At 34.1% G+C, this 16,936-nt stretch carries 12 protein-coding genes; 10 read left to right on the forward strand and 2 right to left on the reverse strand.

The annotated features are described in order from the left end of the window. The first annotated feature begins 32 nt into the window (after positions 1 to 32). The 10 genes from ACFQ39_RS13730 (at position 33) to ACFQ39_RS13775 (ending at position 13,837) form a co-directional block, all read left to right on the forward strand. A complete protein-coding gene (locus ACFQ39_RS13730) occupies positions 33 to 2,987 on the forward strand; it encodes an amidohydrolase family protein (protein WP_377179894.1) in 2,955 nt (984 codons plus the stop codon). 12 nt (positions 2,988 to 2,999) lie between these two features. Continuing rightward, positions 3,000 to 4,283: an amidohydrolase family protein gene (locus tag ACFQ39_RS13735; RefSeq protein ID WP_377179896.1), complete on the forward strand. Its 1,284-nt coding sequence runs from the start codon at positions 3,000 to 3,002 to the stop codon at positions 4,281 to 4,283. A 54-nt stretch (positions 4,284 to 4,337) separates the two neighbouring features. Further along, on the forward strand, positions 4,338 to 5,141 hold the full coding sequence (locus ACFQ39_RS13740; RefSeq protein WP_377179898.1) for a TrmH family RNA methyltransferase: 804 nt from the start codon (positions 4,338 to 4,340) through the stop codon (positions 5,139 to 5,141). Further along, complete coding sequence (locus ACFQ39_RS13745; protein WP_377179900.1) at positions 5,138 to 6,370, forward strand: M48 family metallopeptidase; 1,233 nt, start codon at positions 5,138 to 5,140, stop codon at positions 6,368 to 6,370. Before ACFQ39_RS13740 ends, ACFQ39_RS13745 begins: the two co-directional genes overlap by 4 nt. 59 nt (positions 6,371 to 6,429) lie before the next feature. After that, entirely contained in the window at positions 6,430 to 8,643 is a 2,214-nt protein-coding gene (locus ACFQ39_RS13750; RefSeq protein ID WP_377179902.1) for a RelA/SpoT family protein, read from the forward strand. 69 nt (positions 8,644 to 8,712) lie between these two features. Then, positions 8,713 to 9,150: a Fur family transcriptional regulator gene (locus ACFQ39_RS13755; RefSeq protein WP_377179904.1), complete on the forward strand. Its 438-nt coding sequence runs from the start codon at positions 8,713 to 8,715 to the stop codon at positions 9,148 to 9,150. A 15-nt stretch (positions 9,151 to 9,165) separates the two neighbouring features. Beyond that, positions 9,166 to 10,437, forward strand: coding sequence for an adenylosuccinate synthase (locus ACFQ39_RS13760; RefSeq protein WP_377180031.1), 1,272 nt, complete (start codon positions 9,166 to 9,168; stop codon positions 10,435 to 10,437). 75 nt (positions 10,438 to 10,512) lie between these two features. Beyond that, the gene (locus ACFQ39_RS13765) at positions 10,513 to 12,009 is read left to right on the forward strand and encodes an OstA-like protein (RefSeq protein ID WP_377179906.1); all 1,497 of its coding nucleotides are present in this window, start codon (positions 10,513 to 10,515) and stop codon (positions 12,007 to 12,009) included. Continuing rightward, the gene (locus ACFQ39_RS13770; protein WP_377179908.1) at positions 12,006 to 13,175 is read left to right on the forward strand and encodes an aspartate aminotransferase family protein; all 1,170 of its coding nucleotides are present in this window, start codon (positions 12,006 to 12,008) and stop codon (positions 13,173 to 13,175) included. The genes ACFQ39_RS13765 and ACFQ39_RS13770 overlap by 4 nt, the downstream gene beginning before the upstream one ends. Positions 13,176 to 13,495: 320 nt before the next feature. Beyond that, the gene (locus ACFQ39_RS13775; protein WP_377179910.1) at positions 13,496 to 13,837 is read left to right on the forward strand and encodes a hypothetical protein; all 342 of its coding nucleotides are present in this window, start codon (positions 13,496 to 13,498) and stop codon (positions 13,835 to 13,837) included. Positions 13,838 to 13,894: 57 nt separating this feature from the next. On the opposite strand, the gene ACFQ39_RS13780 is transcribed toward ACFQ39_RS13775, so the two are convergent. Beyond that, positions 13,895 to 14,476 carry a TlpA family protein disulfide reductase gene (locus ACFQ39_RS13780; protein ID WP_377179912.1) on the reverse strand — a complete coding sequence of 194 codons (582 nt, stop codon included), beginning with the start codon at positions 14,474 to 14,476 and terminating at the stop codon, positions 13,895 to 13,897. Between the two features lie 121 nt (positions 14,477 to 14,597). Next, positions 14,598 to 16,862: an aconitate hydratase gene (locus tag ACFQ39_RS13785; protein WP_377179914.1), complete on the reverse strand. Its 2,265-nt coding sequence runs from the start codon at positions 16,860 to 16,862 to the stop codon at positions 14,598 to 14,600. Positions 16,863 to 16,936: the final 74 nt, after the last annotated feature.

The raw sequence follows: 16,936 nt of genomic DNA on the forward strand, positions 1-16,936 counted from the left end.
TCTTTTTATATATTTACCGAAACCACATTTTTATGATTAAAAAAATAATATTTTTTCTTTTTGTATTCCCTGCTATTCTGAGCGGGCAAGAATACTTCCCTAAAAACTATGGTGTTAAAAATGAGAACCAAAATTATACAGCATTTACGAATGCTGTTATTCACGTCAATCCTAACCAAAAAGTAGAGGGTACCTTGCTTATAAGAGGAGATGAAATTGTAAATGTATCTTCATCAAGTAATCTTCCGAAAAATTGTGTTATTATTGATTTAAAAGGAAAAAGTATTTATCCATCTTTTATAGAAGCTTATTCAGATTTTGGTTTCTCTGTTGAAAAAAAAGGCTCTGGAAATTTTAGATCTGGAGGTTCTCCACAATACGATTCAAAACGAGAAGGTTATTATTGGAATGACCATATTCTTCCTGAGCGAAATGGTGTTTCCGAATTTAAGTTTGATCAAAAAAAAGCCGAAGAATTAAGAAAATTAGGCTTTGGCATTGTACACACACATAAACCCGATGGTATAATCCGAGGCACTGGCGTTTTGGTGTCCTTGAATGAACTGGGAACAGATGCCCAAAGAATTTTAGATGATCGATCTGCCCAATTTTTATCTTTTAAAAAGAGTGACGAAAGTAATCAGATTTATCCCAATTCCATTATGGGTAGCATGGCTTTATTAAAACAAGTTTCCTTTGATGCAGATTGGTATCAAAAAGGCGGTAGTGAGACCAAAGATCTCTCTCTTGAAGCTTATAATCGAAATAAATCTTTATTACAAATTTTTTACGCAGGTGATAAAGCTGATGCTTTAAGGGCAATACAGCTCGGAAAAGAATTACAAACCAACTTTGTAATTGTCGGAGGAGGAAATGAATACCAACTTGCAGAACATTTTAAAAAAGCTGGAAACAGCCTTATAATTCCGCTCAATTTTCCTAAAGCTTATGATGTTGAAAACCCTATGCTGGCAGATTATATTGCACTAAGCGATATGCGATATTGGAATCAAGCACCAACTAATCTAGCCAATCTTCAAAAAATGGGAATAAACTTTTCACTAACCTCATTTGGACTAGAAAAGACAAGTGATTTTAAAGAAAATTTGCTCAAAACTATAAGTTACGGTTTCGATAAAAAAGCTGCATTGGCTTCTTTAACGACAATTCCTGCTTCAATATTGGGCAAATCTCAGCAAATGGGAACCTTAGAAAAGGGTAAACTGGCCAATTTTATTATTAGTTCTGATGACATTTTTGAAAAAGAAACCATAATCTATGAAAATTGGATTCAAGGAAAAAGACATGTGATCAATGATATAGATCTTCTCGACCTTTCGGGCAATTACACTTTACAAATAAACAGCCAAAGTTACGATCTTCAAATTGACGGATCAAATCCTGACTTAAAAGCAAAGGTTAAAAAAGACACCATTAATATTCCTGCAAAAATAAGTTTTACAGACAATTGGATAAATCTCTATTTCAATTCATCAAAAAAAGAATCGGAATATATCCGTTTAACGGGAAAAGTAATCGATCCTTCAAAATTTTCTGGCGTTGCAGTTTTAAGTGATGGTAGAGAAACCTCATTTACCTCTGTAAAAAAGAATGAAAAGATAGATGAAAATACTAAAAAAGATGGAAAAGAAACACCATGGCTCACCCCAGTAACATTTCCAAACAATGGTTACGGTTTAACCAACAAACCAGCTCAAGAAACTGTTCTTATTAAAAATGCCACTGTTTGGACCAACGAAAAAGAGGGTGTTTTATTAAATACAGATGTTTTAATAAAAGATGGAAAAATTGCTAAAATTGGCAAAGCATTAACTGCGAATAATGTCAAAGAAATTGATGGAACTGGCAAGCATTTAACATCAGGCATTATTGATGAGCATTCACATATTTCAACTGTGAGTACAAATGAAGTAGGTCAAAACTCTACCGCAGAGGTGACAATGGAGGAGGCGATAAATTTTGAGGATATCAATATTTACAGAGCGCTTGCAGGAGGTGTAACACAGGCTCAAATTCTTCATGGATCTGCAAATCCAATTGGTGGGAGATCTGCCATTATAAAGATGAAATGGGGTGAAACTCCAGATCAATTAATTGATAAGCGAGCACCTAAATTTATAAAATTTGCTCTGGGAGAAAACGTAAAGCAATCGAATTGGATGGGAGGTCGTTTTCCTCAATCAAGAATGGGTGTTGAACAGGTTTTTATTGATTATTTCCAGCGTGCCAAAGAATATGAAATCCTTAAAAAAAGTGGCAAGCCCTATAGAAAAGACCTGGAATTGGAAACTTTGGCCGAAATCATCAATAAAGAAAGATTTATTTCTTGCCACTCCTATGTTCAGAGCGAAATAAATATGTTGATGAAAGTTGCTGAGCAATTCAATTTTAAAATAAACACCTTTACCCATATCCTCGAAGGATACAAAGTGGCAGATAAAATGGCCGCACACGGTGTAGGAGGATCTACCTTTAGCGATTGGTGGGCATACAAATACGAAGTAAAAGATGCTATTCCTTATAATGCTGCCCTTATGCATAATGAGGGCGTTGTGACCGCCATTAATTCTGATGATGCGGAAATGATGAGACGTCTAAATCAAGAGGCCGCAAAAACCGTTAAATATGGAGGTATTTCTGAAGAAGAAGCTTGGAAAATGGTCACCTTAAATCCTGCAAGACTACTACACATAGATAGCTATGTTGGAAGTATAAAAGTAGGAAAAGATGCTGACTTGGTATTATGGACAGACAATCCCTTATCTGTAAATGCCCTTGCGGAAAGAACTATGATCGAAGGTAGAACGTATTTTGATTTGAATTCAGATAAAATGAAAAGAGCAAATATTCAAAAAGAGCGCAGTCAACTAATAAACGCTATGCTAGAGGCAAAAAATAGTGGCTCGGAGACTCAAAAACCTAAAAAAAATGAAACCAAACTTAACCACTGTGACACAGTAGATTAAACTAATAAACTTATGAAATACTTGTTTTTTAACATCATATTATTATTTGGACTCATTTCTAATGCACAACAAACTCCTGCAAAAAGTCAAACTGAAAAGGTAATAATTCAAGGAGCAACATTGCATTTGGGTAATGGAAAAGTTCTTGAGAACACGAACCTGGCATTTGAAAATGGTTTAATCACCTCTATAGGTAATGAATCAGATTTACCCACTGGAAATATTATCAATGCTGCTGGAAAACATGTTTATCCGGGTTTTATCGTACCAAATTCCACTTTAGGCTTAGGAGAAATTGATGCTGTAAAAGCCACCATTGACCAACAAGAAATAGGTGATGAAGTTCCTAACGTTAGAAGTTTAATCGCTTATAATGCAGAATCTCAAGTTGTGGAAGCAAGTCGGTTGAATGGTATTCTACTCGCTCAAATTACTCCGCAAGGAGGCACCATTTCTGGCACTTCATCAATCGTACAATTAGACGCCTGGAATTGGGAAGATGCGGCTGTGAAAATTGACGATGGAACACATTTAAATTGGCCTACACTTTTTAAATCCAAAAATGTGAGTTTTGGTTTAAGAGTATACAGTGAAGTAAATAAAGATTACAGTAAAGAAATATCCGAAATAAAAGAATTGTTTTTACAAGTAAAAGGCTACGATTTAAAAAGTAACAATTCGAGAAACCTAGGTTTTGAATCATTGCAACCCCTTTTTACTGGAGAAAAAAAACTATACATTCATGCCGATCTCGAACAAGAAATCATTGATGCAATAAAATTTTCTGAAGACCTAAATATTAAAGACATTATAATTGTTGGAGGAAGCGAATCTCATAAAGTGATAGAATTGTTGAAATCAACAAAAACACCTGTATTGGTTAAACGTGTTCATTCATTACCCAATAGTGAAGATGATGATTACGATATGTTTTACAAACTTCCAGCCTTTCTTATGCAAAACAATATTCTTGTTGGCTTAGAAGTTAGTGGACAAATGGATAGAATGAATTCTAGAAATTTACCCTTTTATGCTGGCCATACAACTGCCTATGGAATAAGCGAAGAACAGGCCCTTCAAATGATTACTCAAAATACTGCAAAAGTATTAGGTATCGACGATAAATATGGTACCTTAGAAGTTGGGAAAAGTGCCACTCTATTTATTTCTGAAGGAAATGCATTAGACATGCGAACTAATCAACTTACTGATGCATTTATAGATGGCAGAAAGATCATCTTAAAATCTCATCAAACAGAGTTATACGAGCGGTATCGAGATAAATATGCCAAATAACAAACTTAAAGCTTTCTTTGGAAAGCTTTTTTTATTTTTGTGAAAAAGTAAACTGTGTATAAATCAATTAGTAGTAGCCAAAATCCTTTGGTGAAACAAGTCCTTTTGTTACAAACAAAATCTAAAATTAGAAAAAATCAAGGTGAGTTTGTCATAGAAGGTTTGAGAGAAATAGACTTGGCTATTCAAGGAGGTTATAAAATAGACCAGTTGCTTTGGTGTGAAGAATTGCTTCCAGAAAAGCATTTTAAAAAAATTGAAGAAAAAACAGGAAGTCCGACCGTTAGAATTACCAAAGAAATCTATGAGAAAATCTCACATAGAAAATCTACTGAGGGACTTATTGCGATTGCAAAGTACAGTGAGCTATTATTTGAAGACATAGTGCTTTCGGAAAATCCGTTGGTTTTGATAGCAGAGGCTCCAGAAAAACCGGGTAATTTGGGTGCACTGTTGCGCACTGCAGACGCTGCGCATGTAGACGCCGTTTTGATTGCAAATCCGAAAACAGATCTGTATAATCCAAATATCATTCGCTCAAGTGTGGGATGTATTTTTACAAATCAGATCGTTCAAGGTTCTAATGAAGCTATTTTAGCGTTTTTAAAAAGGATTAAAATAAAAAGTTATGCCGCAGCACTTACCCCTACTAGCAAACCTTATTTTACTTTTGATTTTAAGTTACCCACAGCAATAATCGTAGGAACAGAAGATACCGGATTGAGTGACTTTTGGCTCCAGAATGCAGATGAAAAAATTATTATCCCCATGCAAGGAAAGATTGACTCGTTAAATGTGTCTGTCTCTGCAGCAATTCTTATTTTTGAAGCCAAACGACAAAGAAATTTTTGTTTATGACACCTACTTTTTTATTTGAACTAATTATTACCATATTGGTATTGGAGTTCTTTTTTGATAAATATTTGGATTATCTGAATGCGAAACATTTTAAAGATCCAGTTCCTAAACTTATTGATGATGTTTACGACGAAAAAGAATACCTAAAATCTCAAAATTACAAGAAAGAAAATTATCAGTTTTCATTTTGGACATCTATATTTTCTCTCGTGGTTTTATTATTATTTTTTTACTTTAAAGGGTTTGCTTGGATAGATGAGTTTGCAAGATCTTTTTCTTCAAATCAAATCGTAGTAGGTCTTATTTTTTTTGGTGTAATTATGTTGGCAAACGATATTCTTACTACTCCTTTTAGTTATTATCAGACCTTTGTGATTGAGGAGAAATACGGATTTAACAAATCTACACCCAAATTATTTTTCTTAGATAAATTAAAAGGCTGGTTTCTCAGCATTTTACTAGGAGGAAGTATATTAGCGCTGATCATTTATTTTTATCAAATAACAGGTGAATATTTTTGGATATTCACCTGGCTATTAATAACCCTTTTCACCTTGTTTTTTACATTTTTTTACAGCAGCATTATTGTTCCTCTTTTCAATAAACAAACACCTTTAGAAGAGGGTAGTTTGAGATCTAAAATAGATGCATTTGCCCAGAAAACAGGATTTACCTTAGATAATATTTTTGTAATTGACGGATCAAAAAGATCTACGAAAGCAAATGCTTATTTTGCTGGTTTTGGTTCAAAAAAGAGAATTGTACTTTACGACACGCTGATAGAAGATCTAAATGAGGATGAAATTGTAGCCGTTCTGGCACACGAGATTGGTCATTACAAAAAAAAACATGTTATCTATAACATGATCTTGTCTACACTAATTACCGGATTAACATTATACATTTTGTCCTTATTGATAGGCAACCCCATTTTGGCTGAAGCTTTATCTGTAAAAATACCGAGCTTTCATATTGGCCTCATTGCCTTTGGACTTTTATTTAGTCCCATTTCTGAAATAACTGGGATCGCAATGCAATATATGTCTCGACAATTTGAATTTGAAGCAGATGATTTTGCTAAGTTTCATCACAATGGTAACGACCTAATATCATCTCTAAAAAAACTATCTAGAAAAAGCTTAAGTAACCTCACTCCACATAAAGCATATGTCTTTTTTCACTATTCACATCCTCCACTTCTAGAAAGGGTACAGAATTTGCTAGCATAAGAATTAGCGAGTAGACAAACTAGCTTGTTAATATAGGTTTAAAGTATTATTTTTAACATATGACATATGTTGCCACAATAGAAGATGAAAACAAGGAAATAGCCAGTCGATATAAAGACATGCTGCGCAATTCCTATCAGACCTTAAGCAGAGAAGATAAGCTTAAGATCAGGAAAGCTTTTGATTTTTCTGTAGAGGCACATAAAAACCAAAGACGTAAAACAGGTGAGCCCTATATTTATCATCCTATTGCGGTCGCAAAAATTGTGGCAAATGAAATTGGATTGGGTGCCAATTCGATCTGCTCCGCTTTACTTCACGATGTTGTTGAAGACACAGAGATTACTTTAGCTGATATTGAAAAGAATTTTGGACCGACTATTGCTAAAATTGTTGATGGACTAACAAAAATTTCTCGTTTAAAAAAGGATAAAGATATTTCCATTCAGGCCGAGAACTTTAGAAAAATGTTGTTGACATTAAATGATGATGTCCGCGTAATTTTGATCAAAATTGCTGATCGTTTGCACAACATGCAAACATTAGAATCTATGCAAGAAGACAAACAAATAAAAATTGCTTCTGAAACCTTATATATTTATGCACCACTTGCACATAGACTTGGCCTGTACAATATTAAAACAGAACTAGAAGATTTAGGATTAAAATATACCGAACCTGATGTCTATCAAGATATTGTTACCCGAATAAAAGAAAGCAAAGAAGATCAAGATAGATATATCCAAACATTTTCAGATCCAATTAAAGCTTCCCTAGATAAGGAAGGTGTAAAATACCAAATAAGAGGTAGATCAAAATCTATTTTTTCGATACGTAGAAAAATGCGAAATCAATCTGTCACCTTTGATGAAATTTACGACAAATTCGCTATAAGAATTATTTATAAATCAAACCTGAAGCAAGAAAAATTCAATGCCTGGAAAATTTACTCCATCGTTACAGATCATTACAATCCCAATCCTGGTAGGCTTAGAGATTGGATTTCACAGCCCAAAACCACAGGATATGAATCTTTGCACACCACGGTTATGGGTCAGGAAGGAAAATGGGTTGAAGTACAGATCCGATCAGAAAGGATGGATGAGATCGCAGAAAAGGGTTATGCCGCACATTTTAAATACAAACACGGGAATGTAAATGAAAGCGGATTGGAATTATGGCTAAACAGATTGAAAGAAACACTTGAAAATCCTGAGGCCAATGCCATAGATTTTGTAGAGCAATTCAAGTTAAACCTATATTCCAAAGAAATATATGTATTTACGCCTCAAGGAGATATAAAATCTTTACCCAAAGGTGCTACACCCATAGATTTTGCATTTTCTATTCACACTGAAGTCGGTATGCATTGTCGGGCTGCCAAGGTGAATGGTAAACTGGTCCAATTAAATCATGAACTTATTAGTGGTGATCAAGTTGAAATTATCACTTCAATTAATCAAAAGCCAAAATTAGCCTGGATAGATATTGCGCAAACGGCAAGAGCAAAATCAAAAATAAAAGGAATTTTAAAAGAAGAGCAAAAAATTACTGCAAATGAGGGGAAAGAAACTTTAGACAGGAAATTGCGCCATTTAAAAATTCCTAACTCAGAAAAAACATATAATGAGTTAGTAAATTTTTTCAAATTAAAAACGAGTTTCGATTTATTCTTTAGAATTGGTAATGGAACAATAGATAATACACAACTTAAAAAATATGCCAGTTCCCGTTCTAACGCCTTTGTGAATTTTTTTAAAAATAGAATCAGAAGAAGTTCGAATCAAGGGAAACCAGCAACCGATGAAAACACCAATAATTACGACATGCTGGTGTTTGGTGAAGAAGGAGAGAAACTGAACTATACATTTGCGAAATGCTGCTCCCCCATTCCAGGAGACAAAGTCTTTGGATTTGTAACCATAAAAGAAGGTATTAAAATTCATAAATACGATTGTCCAAATGCCCTTGGTATGCAATCGCAATATGCTTATAGAATTTTACCTGCTAAGTGGATAGATTCTTCGCAACAAGCTTATAAAGTAAAAATTCTCATATCAGGAATAGACCGTGTGGGCTTAACAAATGATGTAACAAGGATTATCTCCAATAATTTGCAGATCAATATCCAAAATATGAATATAGCCGCTAATCAAGGAATTTTTCAAGGTAAATTGACTGTTGAAGTAAAAAATAATGAACAACTCACAAAATTAATTAATCAATTAAGTAAGTTGGACGGAATTGATAAAGTGACAAGAATTACGAAATAATATTCGTTTTTTTACAACTTTTTCGGCGATTAAAATGTAAATTTGCCATTAAAACGCAGAAGAATTAACATGACAGATTCTAAGGATATTGATGTAGTAAAAGACTATTTTACCAAGTTTTTGGAAAAAAATAGTCATAGAAAAACACCTGAAAGATTTGCCATTTTGCAAGAAATCTATGAAAGTGAAATTCATTTTGATATTGAATCTTTATATATTGAAATGAAAAATAAAAATTACCGTGTGAGCAGAGCTACCTTGTACAACACCATCGAATTGCTTTTAGAATGCGGCTTAGTGCGAAGACACCAATTTGGTCAGAATCAATCTCATTACGAAAAATCTTTTTTTAATAAACAGCACGATCATATTATTCTCACGGATACCGGTGAAGTGATTGAATTTTGTGATCCTCGAATCGAAAATATCAAAAAATCTATCGAAGAAGTTTTTAACCTCAAAATCGATAGTCATTCTCTTTATTTTTACGGAACTAAAAAAAAATAATTAATACATTCATTTATAATGATCGATTTATTACTTGGCCTGCAATGGGGCGACGAAGGAAAAGGTAAAATTGTAGACGTTCTTACAAAAAATTATGACATAATTGCAAGATTTCAAGGAGGTCCAAATGCTGGTCATACCCTTATTTTTGATGGAAATAAGCACGTCCTTCATACAATTCCGTCAGGTATATTTCATGATAATTCGATAAACATCGTTGGAAATGGTGTCGTTGTTGACCCTGTAATTTTTAAACGAGAAATCGAAAATTTATCCAAATACAGTCTAAATTTAAAACAAATCCTTTTTATTTCTAGAAAAGCACATTTGATCTTGCCTACGCACAGACTTTTAGATGCTGCTACTGAAATCATTAAAGGAAAATCAAAGATTGGTTCTACACTGAAGGGAATAGGTCCTACTTATATGGATAAAACCGGTAGAAATGGATTACGGGTTGGTGATTTAGAATTAGACGATTGGAAAGAAAAATATAATGCACTTGCCAAAAAGCACTTGAATTTATTAGATTTCTATAATATTGATTTAGAGTACGACCTAAAAGCCTTGGAAAATGAATTTTTCTTAGCGATTGAAACCCTTAAATCTTTTGATTTTATTGATAGTGAAGAATATTTTCACAACGCAATTAGAAATGGAAAATCAATTTTAGCCGAAGGAGCTCAAGGTTCCTTATTAGATATCGATTTTGGAACATATCCTTTTGTTACTTCTTCAAATACGACGGCCGCCGGTGCATGCACCGGATTAGGAATTGCACCTAACAAAATCGGCGATGTTTTCGGTATTTTCAAAGCTTATACAACACGTGTGGGCTCTGGACCTTTCCCAACAGAATTATTTGATGAGGATGGCAAAACCATGTCGCGTGTTGGAAATGAGTTTGGTGCAACAACAGGTAGACCAAGAAGATGTGGCTGGCTGGATCTGGTAGCTCTTAAATATGCTGTCCAAATTAACGGGGTTACCCAATTAATTATGATGAAAGGAGATGTACTATCTGGTTTTGATGAGATAAAAGCTGCGGTAGCTTATAATTATAAAGGATCTGAAATAGCTCATTTCCCTTACAATATTGAAGAAGAAAATGTAAAACCAATTTATAAATCCTTCCCTGGTTGGAAAGAAGATCTCACTTCTATCAAGGAGAGTAAAGATCTTCCAAAAACGTTAAAAGATTATATCGCATTCATAGAAGAATTTGTTGGTACACCTGTAAAAATTGTATCTGTTGGACCTGATCGAAATCAAACCATCACACTTTAAAGTCTATGAATCTCAAGCAAAAAAGGCAAAGGGTAAACTCTTTGCCTTTTTTATTTAATTTTGCTGAAAATAATCATGTTGAAAAAAGGCTTATTATTTTTCTTTCTATTCTTACATTTCTTTTGGTGCAATGCACAAACCAAAAGAATTGAAATTGTTCATTCTGATAATTCAACCATCGACGAAGAACGCTTACCCGGAGCCACGATTTTATTGGGAAACGTATCTATTAAACATGAGGGAATATTATTAAAATGCACAAAAGCAGTTCATTATACAAAAGAAAACTACATTAAAGCTTATGGTGATGTTCTTTTAAAACAGGGGGATACGATTTCGCAAACAAGCGATTATACAGAATACAACGGGAATACCAAAAAGGCACTTTCATGGGGTGATGTGGTTCTTCGAGACCCAAAAATGGAACTGAGAACAGATACTTTACATTTTGATAGAATCAGGCAAGTAATCTTTTATCGAAATTTTGGCACATTGAAAGATAGTGCAAATGTACTTACAAGTAATTCTGGATATTATTTTTTACAAACGAATAAATACCAGGCACTTTCTGATGTTGTTATTACTAATCCAAGTTATGTACTCGAATCAAATCACATGGATTATTATACCAATTGGGGCACCACCTTTCTTTATGGGCCATCAAAGATCACAAGTGATGACAACTATATCTATAGCGAAAAAGGATTTTATGACACTAAAAAGAATATTTCTCATTTTACCAAAAATGCTTTAATCAGATATAAAGATCGAGTAATTAAAGCAGATAGCCTTTATTACAATAGAAATACTGGGTTTGCCTCTGCTACCGACAACATCAATATTACAGACACTATTAATCATATTGTTTTAAAAGGTGATTATGCAGAATATTTTGAAAAAAAGGATTCTGCCTTTACAGTGGGCCGCGCGCTAGCAATCACCAATACAAATGTAGATTCATTGTTTATTCACGGAGATACTTTACTCCTTACCGGACAGACTGAAAAAAGAGTAATTAGAGCATATCACCGCGTAAAGTTTTTCAAAAGTGATATGAGCGGAAAATGTGATTCTATTTATTCTAATCAAGAAACAGGACTAACCGAAATGTTTAAGAAACCCATTCTTTGGTCTAACGGAAGCCAAATCACGGGAGATTCTATCAAACTTTTAAGCAACGTGAAAACAGAAAAACTAGATAGCTTAAAAGTCATACAGAATGCCTTTATTATCCAGCAGGATTCGCTTGGTTTTAACCAGATTAAAGGAAGAAATATTTTTGGCAAGTTTAAAGATAATGATCTCCATTTAGTAGATGTGATCGGTAATGGAGAGATTATTCATTACGTTCGTTCAGAAGATAAAGAGCTCATCGGAATTGATAAAACAACTTGTAGTTCGATACAATTTACCTTGAAAGACGGTGAAATACAAAGTGCAAAATTTCTTACACTCCCGGAGGGAGAAACTTATCCCCCATCCAAACTACCCGAGAATGCCAGAAAATTAAGAGGTTTTGTTTGGCGAGAAGATGAAAGACCAAAAAACAAACTAGATATTTTTCTAAAATGAAAAAGGATTTTTTAAAATATCAAGCTCAGACTTCACCTCATCCGTTAATATTGGAAGTAAGTCATGCTAAAGGCACTTATATTTATGACAAAAAAGGAAAGGCATATTTAGATTTTGTCGCTGGAGTGTCCGCCAATACTTTGGGCCATCAACATCCAGCTGTTACAGCAGCCATTAAGAAACAGTTGGATTCTTATACCCATGTTATGGTCTATGGCGAATTCATTCAAGAACCTCAACTGGCGTTGGCAAAAATTTTAGTAAAACATCTATCAAGCAAATTGAATTGTGTCTATTTAACCAATTCAGGGACGGAAGCTACTGAAGGAGCCCTAAAACTGGCCAAAAGAGTAACTGGAAGATACGAGATTGTAGCTGCTAAAAATGCTTACCATGGTAATACCATGGGAGCTATGAGCGTTTGCGGAAATGAGGATCAGAACCGTGCTTTTAGACCATTGATCCCCGGCAGTAAATTTGTAGAATACAATTCTATCTCCGACTTAGAAAAAATTACCGAAAAAACCGCGGGTGTAATTCTTGAGACCATTCAAGGTGGGGCCGGTTTTATAGAGCCTAAAAATGACTATCTAATAAAAGTAAAAGAACGTTGCGAGGAAGTTGGTGCTTTACTCATTCTTGATGAAATTCAAACCGGAGTTGGACGAACTGGAAGATTTTTTGGTTTTCAAAATTACAATGTTATTCCCGATATTTTAATTACCGGAAAAGGTTTAGGAGGCGGAATGCCTATAGGTGCTTTTGTAAGTTCCGGGGAATTTATGCAACATTTGAAAAGCAATCCAAAACTTGGACATATTACAACTTTTGGTGGACATCCTGTTATAGCTGCAGCAGGATTAGCAACGATCCAGACCTTATATGAGGAAGATTTAATGAGTACCGTATTAGAAAAAGAGCTGCTTATTAGGTCATTACTTATACATCCATCCATCAAAGAAATAAGAGGAAGAGGGTTGATGCTTGCACTCATTTTAGATGATGCCAAGTTGGTAAATAAGATTATCATAAACGGATTAAAAAGTGGAATTGTTTTGTTTTGGCTATTATATGAACCAAATGCTGTAAGATTGACACCTCCTTTAACTATTTCAAATGAAGAAATAAAATTAGGTTGTAACCTTATTCTTAAGTTATTAGACTAGTATTCTCCATCTTAATAAAAAAGCAGACAACTTAAAAAGATGCCTGCTAAATAACATATTAATTTGGTAATGGAATTATTAACTTTTCAAATATATATAAATTAATTTTAACTTTATTCAATTTTAAAGTAATATAACAACACACTTCTCAAGAATGTTAATATTTTCTTAGTTTTTATTCATTAATAAAAGCTAATATGTTAAATCTCTCTTAATTCATTGTCAATTAACAATTTTTTGTGTAACAAGAAAAGACATTATCGCGTCCTTTATTATATAAATGTCTAATCTATTACTTGTTTAACCTAAATCTATTTACCATGAAAAAAGTAAAAATTTTAGTTCTTGCCTTAGCACTTTTTGCAATGAATGTATCAGCCGCTACCTTAGCCCCTGTAAAACCAAACGCCCAATTAAGAGCAGATATTGTAGAATTAATTGGCCCTAACTGTCCTTATGAAAGTGATAAAGTTTCGTGTTCGGCCGAAGTTATTTTTACGATTAATAGTGAGGGCGAAATCGTAATTATTTCTGTTAATTCTGAAAATCAAGACGCCGAAGGCTTCTTGAAAAGCAAATTGAACTATAAAAAAGTTAACTTCAAACCAGACCATGCCGGTGAATTGTTCTTATTACCTCTAAAAATGGTTAAGAATTCATAAAAATCATTGTTTTCATTAGTTAGCAAAAAAGTGTTGCCCTACCAGGCAGCGCTTTTTTTATTTACTTTTTAAGGAATTAATTAGATCTATTATTCTACTGCTATTCCAGTCTACTGCGCCCACTTTATCAACAATAATCTTACCCTGCTTATCAATAATAAAAGTTGCAGGTATAGAGTTACTCGACAACTCTTTCGGAATCTGATTGACAGGAAAATAAACTGGTATATTGTATTCTTTTTTTTGCAAAAATCTGTCAACTTTGGATCTATCATCTGTCGTTACAAAAAGAAAAGCAACTTCTTCATCCTCTTTGAATTGATCAAATAAATTTTGAAAACTTGGCATTTCCGCAATACATGGTGGACACCAGGTAGCCCAAAAATTAACGATAATTACTTTATTTTTCAGATCCGAAAAGTTTACATCATTACCGTTTATACTCTTTAATGACCATTCATAGCTTTCTAACTCTATTTTTTCATTCTCATTATTTTCTATTGGTAACACTCTTGTAGTGACAAATGCAATTTGTTTGATCAAAAACGTTCGAACAGGCATTCCATAAGGAGTAAAAAGTAAAACAATAAAGAGAAAAAAAAGAATATTGGAATAATGCTTTTTAATAAATTGTTTCATGGCATAATTTTTACAAATTTACATCATTGAAGAGAATCAATACCTCCGTAATCTATGATTAAAAGTAATTTCACATAAAAAAAGCTGCCGAAGGGCAGCTTTTTTGTTAATTTTCAACTACTTAAGAAGCATTTTCTTTTTTGATCAAATTAAGTGCACTTCCTTCTTTGTACCATTCAATTTGATTTTCATTATATGTATGATTTAATTTAATTAAATCTTTAGTCCCATCCTTATGTACAATTTCTAGTGTCAAAGGCTTATTTGGAGCAAACTCATTAAGATCTATAAAGTTAAAAGTATCATCTTCTTTAATAAGATCGTAGTCGTTTTCATTAGCAAAAGTAAGACCAAGCATTCCTTGTTTTTTCAAATTTGTCTCGTGAATTCTAGCGAAAGATTTTACAATTACTGCAGCCACCCCTAGATGCCTAGGTTCCATTGCGGCATGCTCTCTTGAAGAGCCTTCTCCATAATTGTGATCTCCAAAAACCAGAGAAGGAATACCAGCCGCTTTATAAGCTCTGGCCGTATCAGGAACTGTTCCGTATTCACCAGTAATTTGATTTTGAACTTTATTGGTTTCTTTGTTAAAAGCATTTACCGCACCTATCAATAAATTATTCGAAATATTGTCTAGGTGACCTCTGTATTTTAACCATGGTCCAGCCATCGAAATATGATCTGTCGTACACTTTCCAAAAGCTTTAATTAAAAGTTTTGCACCTTTCACATTTTCTCCAATCGGCACAAAAGATTCTAACAATTGCAATCTTTTTGAATCTGGTTTAACAACAACACTCACATTAGAACCATCTTCAACAGGCGCAACGTATCCAGGGTCGTCTACGGCAAAACCTTTTGGAGGCAATTCAAATCCCGTAGGCTCGTCAAACATCACCTCTACCCCTTCAGCATTGATCAACTTATCCGTTATTGGATTAAAATCTAATTTACCCGAAATAGCTATAGCTGCAACCATTTCTGGCGAAGCTACGAATGCATGGGTATTCGGATTTCCATCAGCCCTTTTTGAAAAATTTCTGTTGAACGAGTGAATAATCGTATTTTTTTCTTGCTTATCTGCGCCGGCTCTATCCCATTGACCAATACAGGGACCACATGCATTGGTGAATATCTTCGTGTTTAAATTTTCAAAAATATCCAACAAACCATCTCTTTCAGCAGTAAACCTAACTTGCTCTGATCCCGGATTAATTCCAAACTCTGCTTTTGCAGATAATTTTTTATCTACCGCTTGTTTGGCGATAGAAGCTGCTCTCGATAGATCTTCATATGATGAATTTGTACAAGAACCGATTAATCCCCATTCTACCTTTAAAGGCCAATCGTTTGCAAGCGCTTTCTCCCTTATTTCACCAACTGGAGTGGCTAAATCTGGCGTAAAAGGACCATTGATATGTGGTTTTAATTCCGATAAATTAATTTCGATTACCTGGTCAAAATATTGCTCAGGATTTGCATAAACTTCATCGTCTCCAGTTAAATACTTAGCAATTTTGTTAGCTTCATCAGCAACTTCATCTCTACCAGTTGCCCTTAAATATCTTTCCATAGACTCATCGTACCCAAAAGTAGAGGTTGTAGCACCCACTTCAGCACCCATATTACAAATAGTACCTTTACCGGTAGCCGACATTGCTTTTGCTCCTTCGCCAAAATATTCTATAATAGCTCCTGTACCTCCTTTAACAGTCAGAATACCCGCCACTTTTAAGATAACATCTTTAGGCGCTGTCCAGCCACTTAATTTCCCTGTTAATTTTACCCCAATTAGTTTAGGAAATTTTAGTTCCCAAGCCATACCTGCCATTACATCTACTGCATCTGCTCCACCTACTCCAATAGCAATCATACCGAGACCACCTGCATTTACTGTGTGTGAATCTGTACCAATCATCATACCTCCGGGAAACGCATAATTTTCTAAAACTACCTGATGTATAATTCCTGCACCTGGTTTCCAAAACCCGATTCCATATTTATTCGAAACTGACGCTAAAAAATTAAAGACTTCACTACTGCTATTAATCGCATTTTGTAAATCTGCATCTGCACCTATTTTTGCTTGAATCAAATGATCACAATGCACAGTTGTAGGTACAGCAACTTTTTTCTTACCGGCTTGCATAAATTGCAACAAGGCCATTTGAGCAGTGGCATCTTGGCAAGCAATTCTGTCTGGAGCAAAATCTACATAATCCGCGCCTCTTTTGAATGCTTTTGTTGCTTTTCCATCCCATAAGTGACTATATAAAATCTTTTCAGCCAAAGTCAAAGGTTTTCCGGTAGCCACTTTTGCAGCATCTACTCTCTCAGCCATCTGACTATAAACTTTTTTAATCATGTCGATATCGAAGATCATATTCTTATATTTTTAATAATTCTTTTATTTTTTCGGGACACAAAAATACAAAATTATTATTGTTAATTATCCTA

It is taken from the genome of Namhaeicola litoreus (assembly GCF_042679565.1).
Taxonomy (GTDB): Bacteria; Bacteroidota; Bacteroidia; order Flavobacteriales; family Flavobacteriaceae; genus Namhaeicola; species Namhaeicola litoreus.

Bases quoted from the DNA above. Each gene is read 5' to 3' on its own strand.
- ACFQ39_RS13765 (WP_377179906.1), top strand. From the start codon at position 10,513: ATGTTGAAAAAAGGCTTATTATTTTTCTTTCTATTCTTACATTTCTTT.
- ACFQ39_RS13785 (WP_377179914.1), bottom strand. From the start codon at position 16,862: ATGATCTTCGATATCGACATGATTAAAAAAGTTTATAGTCAGATGGCT.
- ACFQ39_RS13730 (WP_377179894.1), top strand. From the start codon at position 33: ATGATTAAAAAAATAATATTTTTTCTTTTTGTATTCCCTGCTATTCTG.
- ACFQ39_RS13770 (WP_377179908.1), top strand. From the start codon at position 12,006: ATGAAAAAGGATTTTTTAAAATATCAAGCTCAGACTTCACCTCATCCG.
- ACFQ39_RS13775 (WP_377179910.1), top strand. From the start codon at position 13,496: ATGAAAAAAGTAAAAATTTTAGTTCTTGCCTTAGCACTTTTTGCAATG.
- ACFQ39_RS13750 (WP_377179902.1), top strand. From the start codon at position 6,430: ATGACATATGTTGCCACAATAGAAGATGAAAACAAGGAAATAGCCAGT.
- ACFQ39_RS13735 (WP_377179896.1), top strand. From the start codon at position 3,000: ATGAAATACTTGTTTTTTAACATCATATTATTATTTGGACTCATTTCT.
- ACFQ39_RS13780 (WP_377179912.1), bottom strand. From the start codon at position 14,476: ATGAAACAATTTATTAAAAAGCATTATTCCAATATTCTTTTTTTTCTC.
- ACFQ39_RS13755 (WP_377179904.1), top strand. From the start codon at position 8,713: ATGACAGATTCTAAGGATATTGATGTAGTAAAAGACTATTTTACCAAG.
- ACFQ39_RS13745 (WP_377179900.1), top strand. From the start codon at position 5,138: ATGACACCTACTTTTTTATTTGAACTAATTATTACCATATTGGTATTG.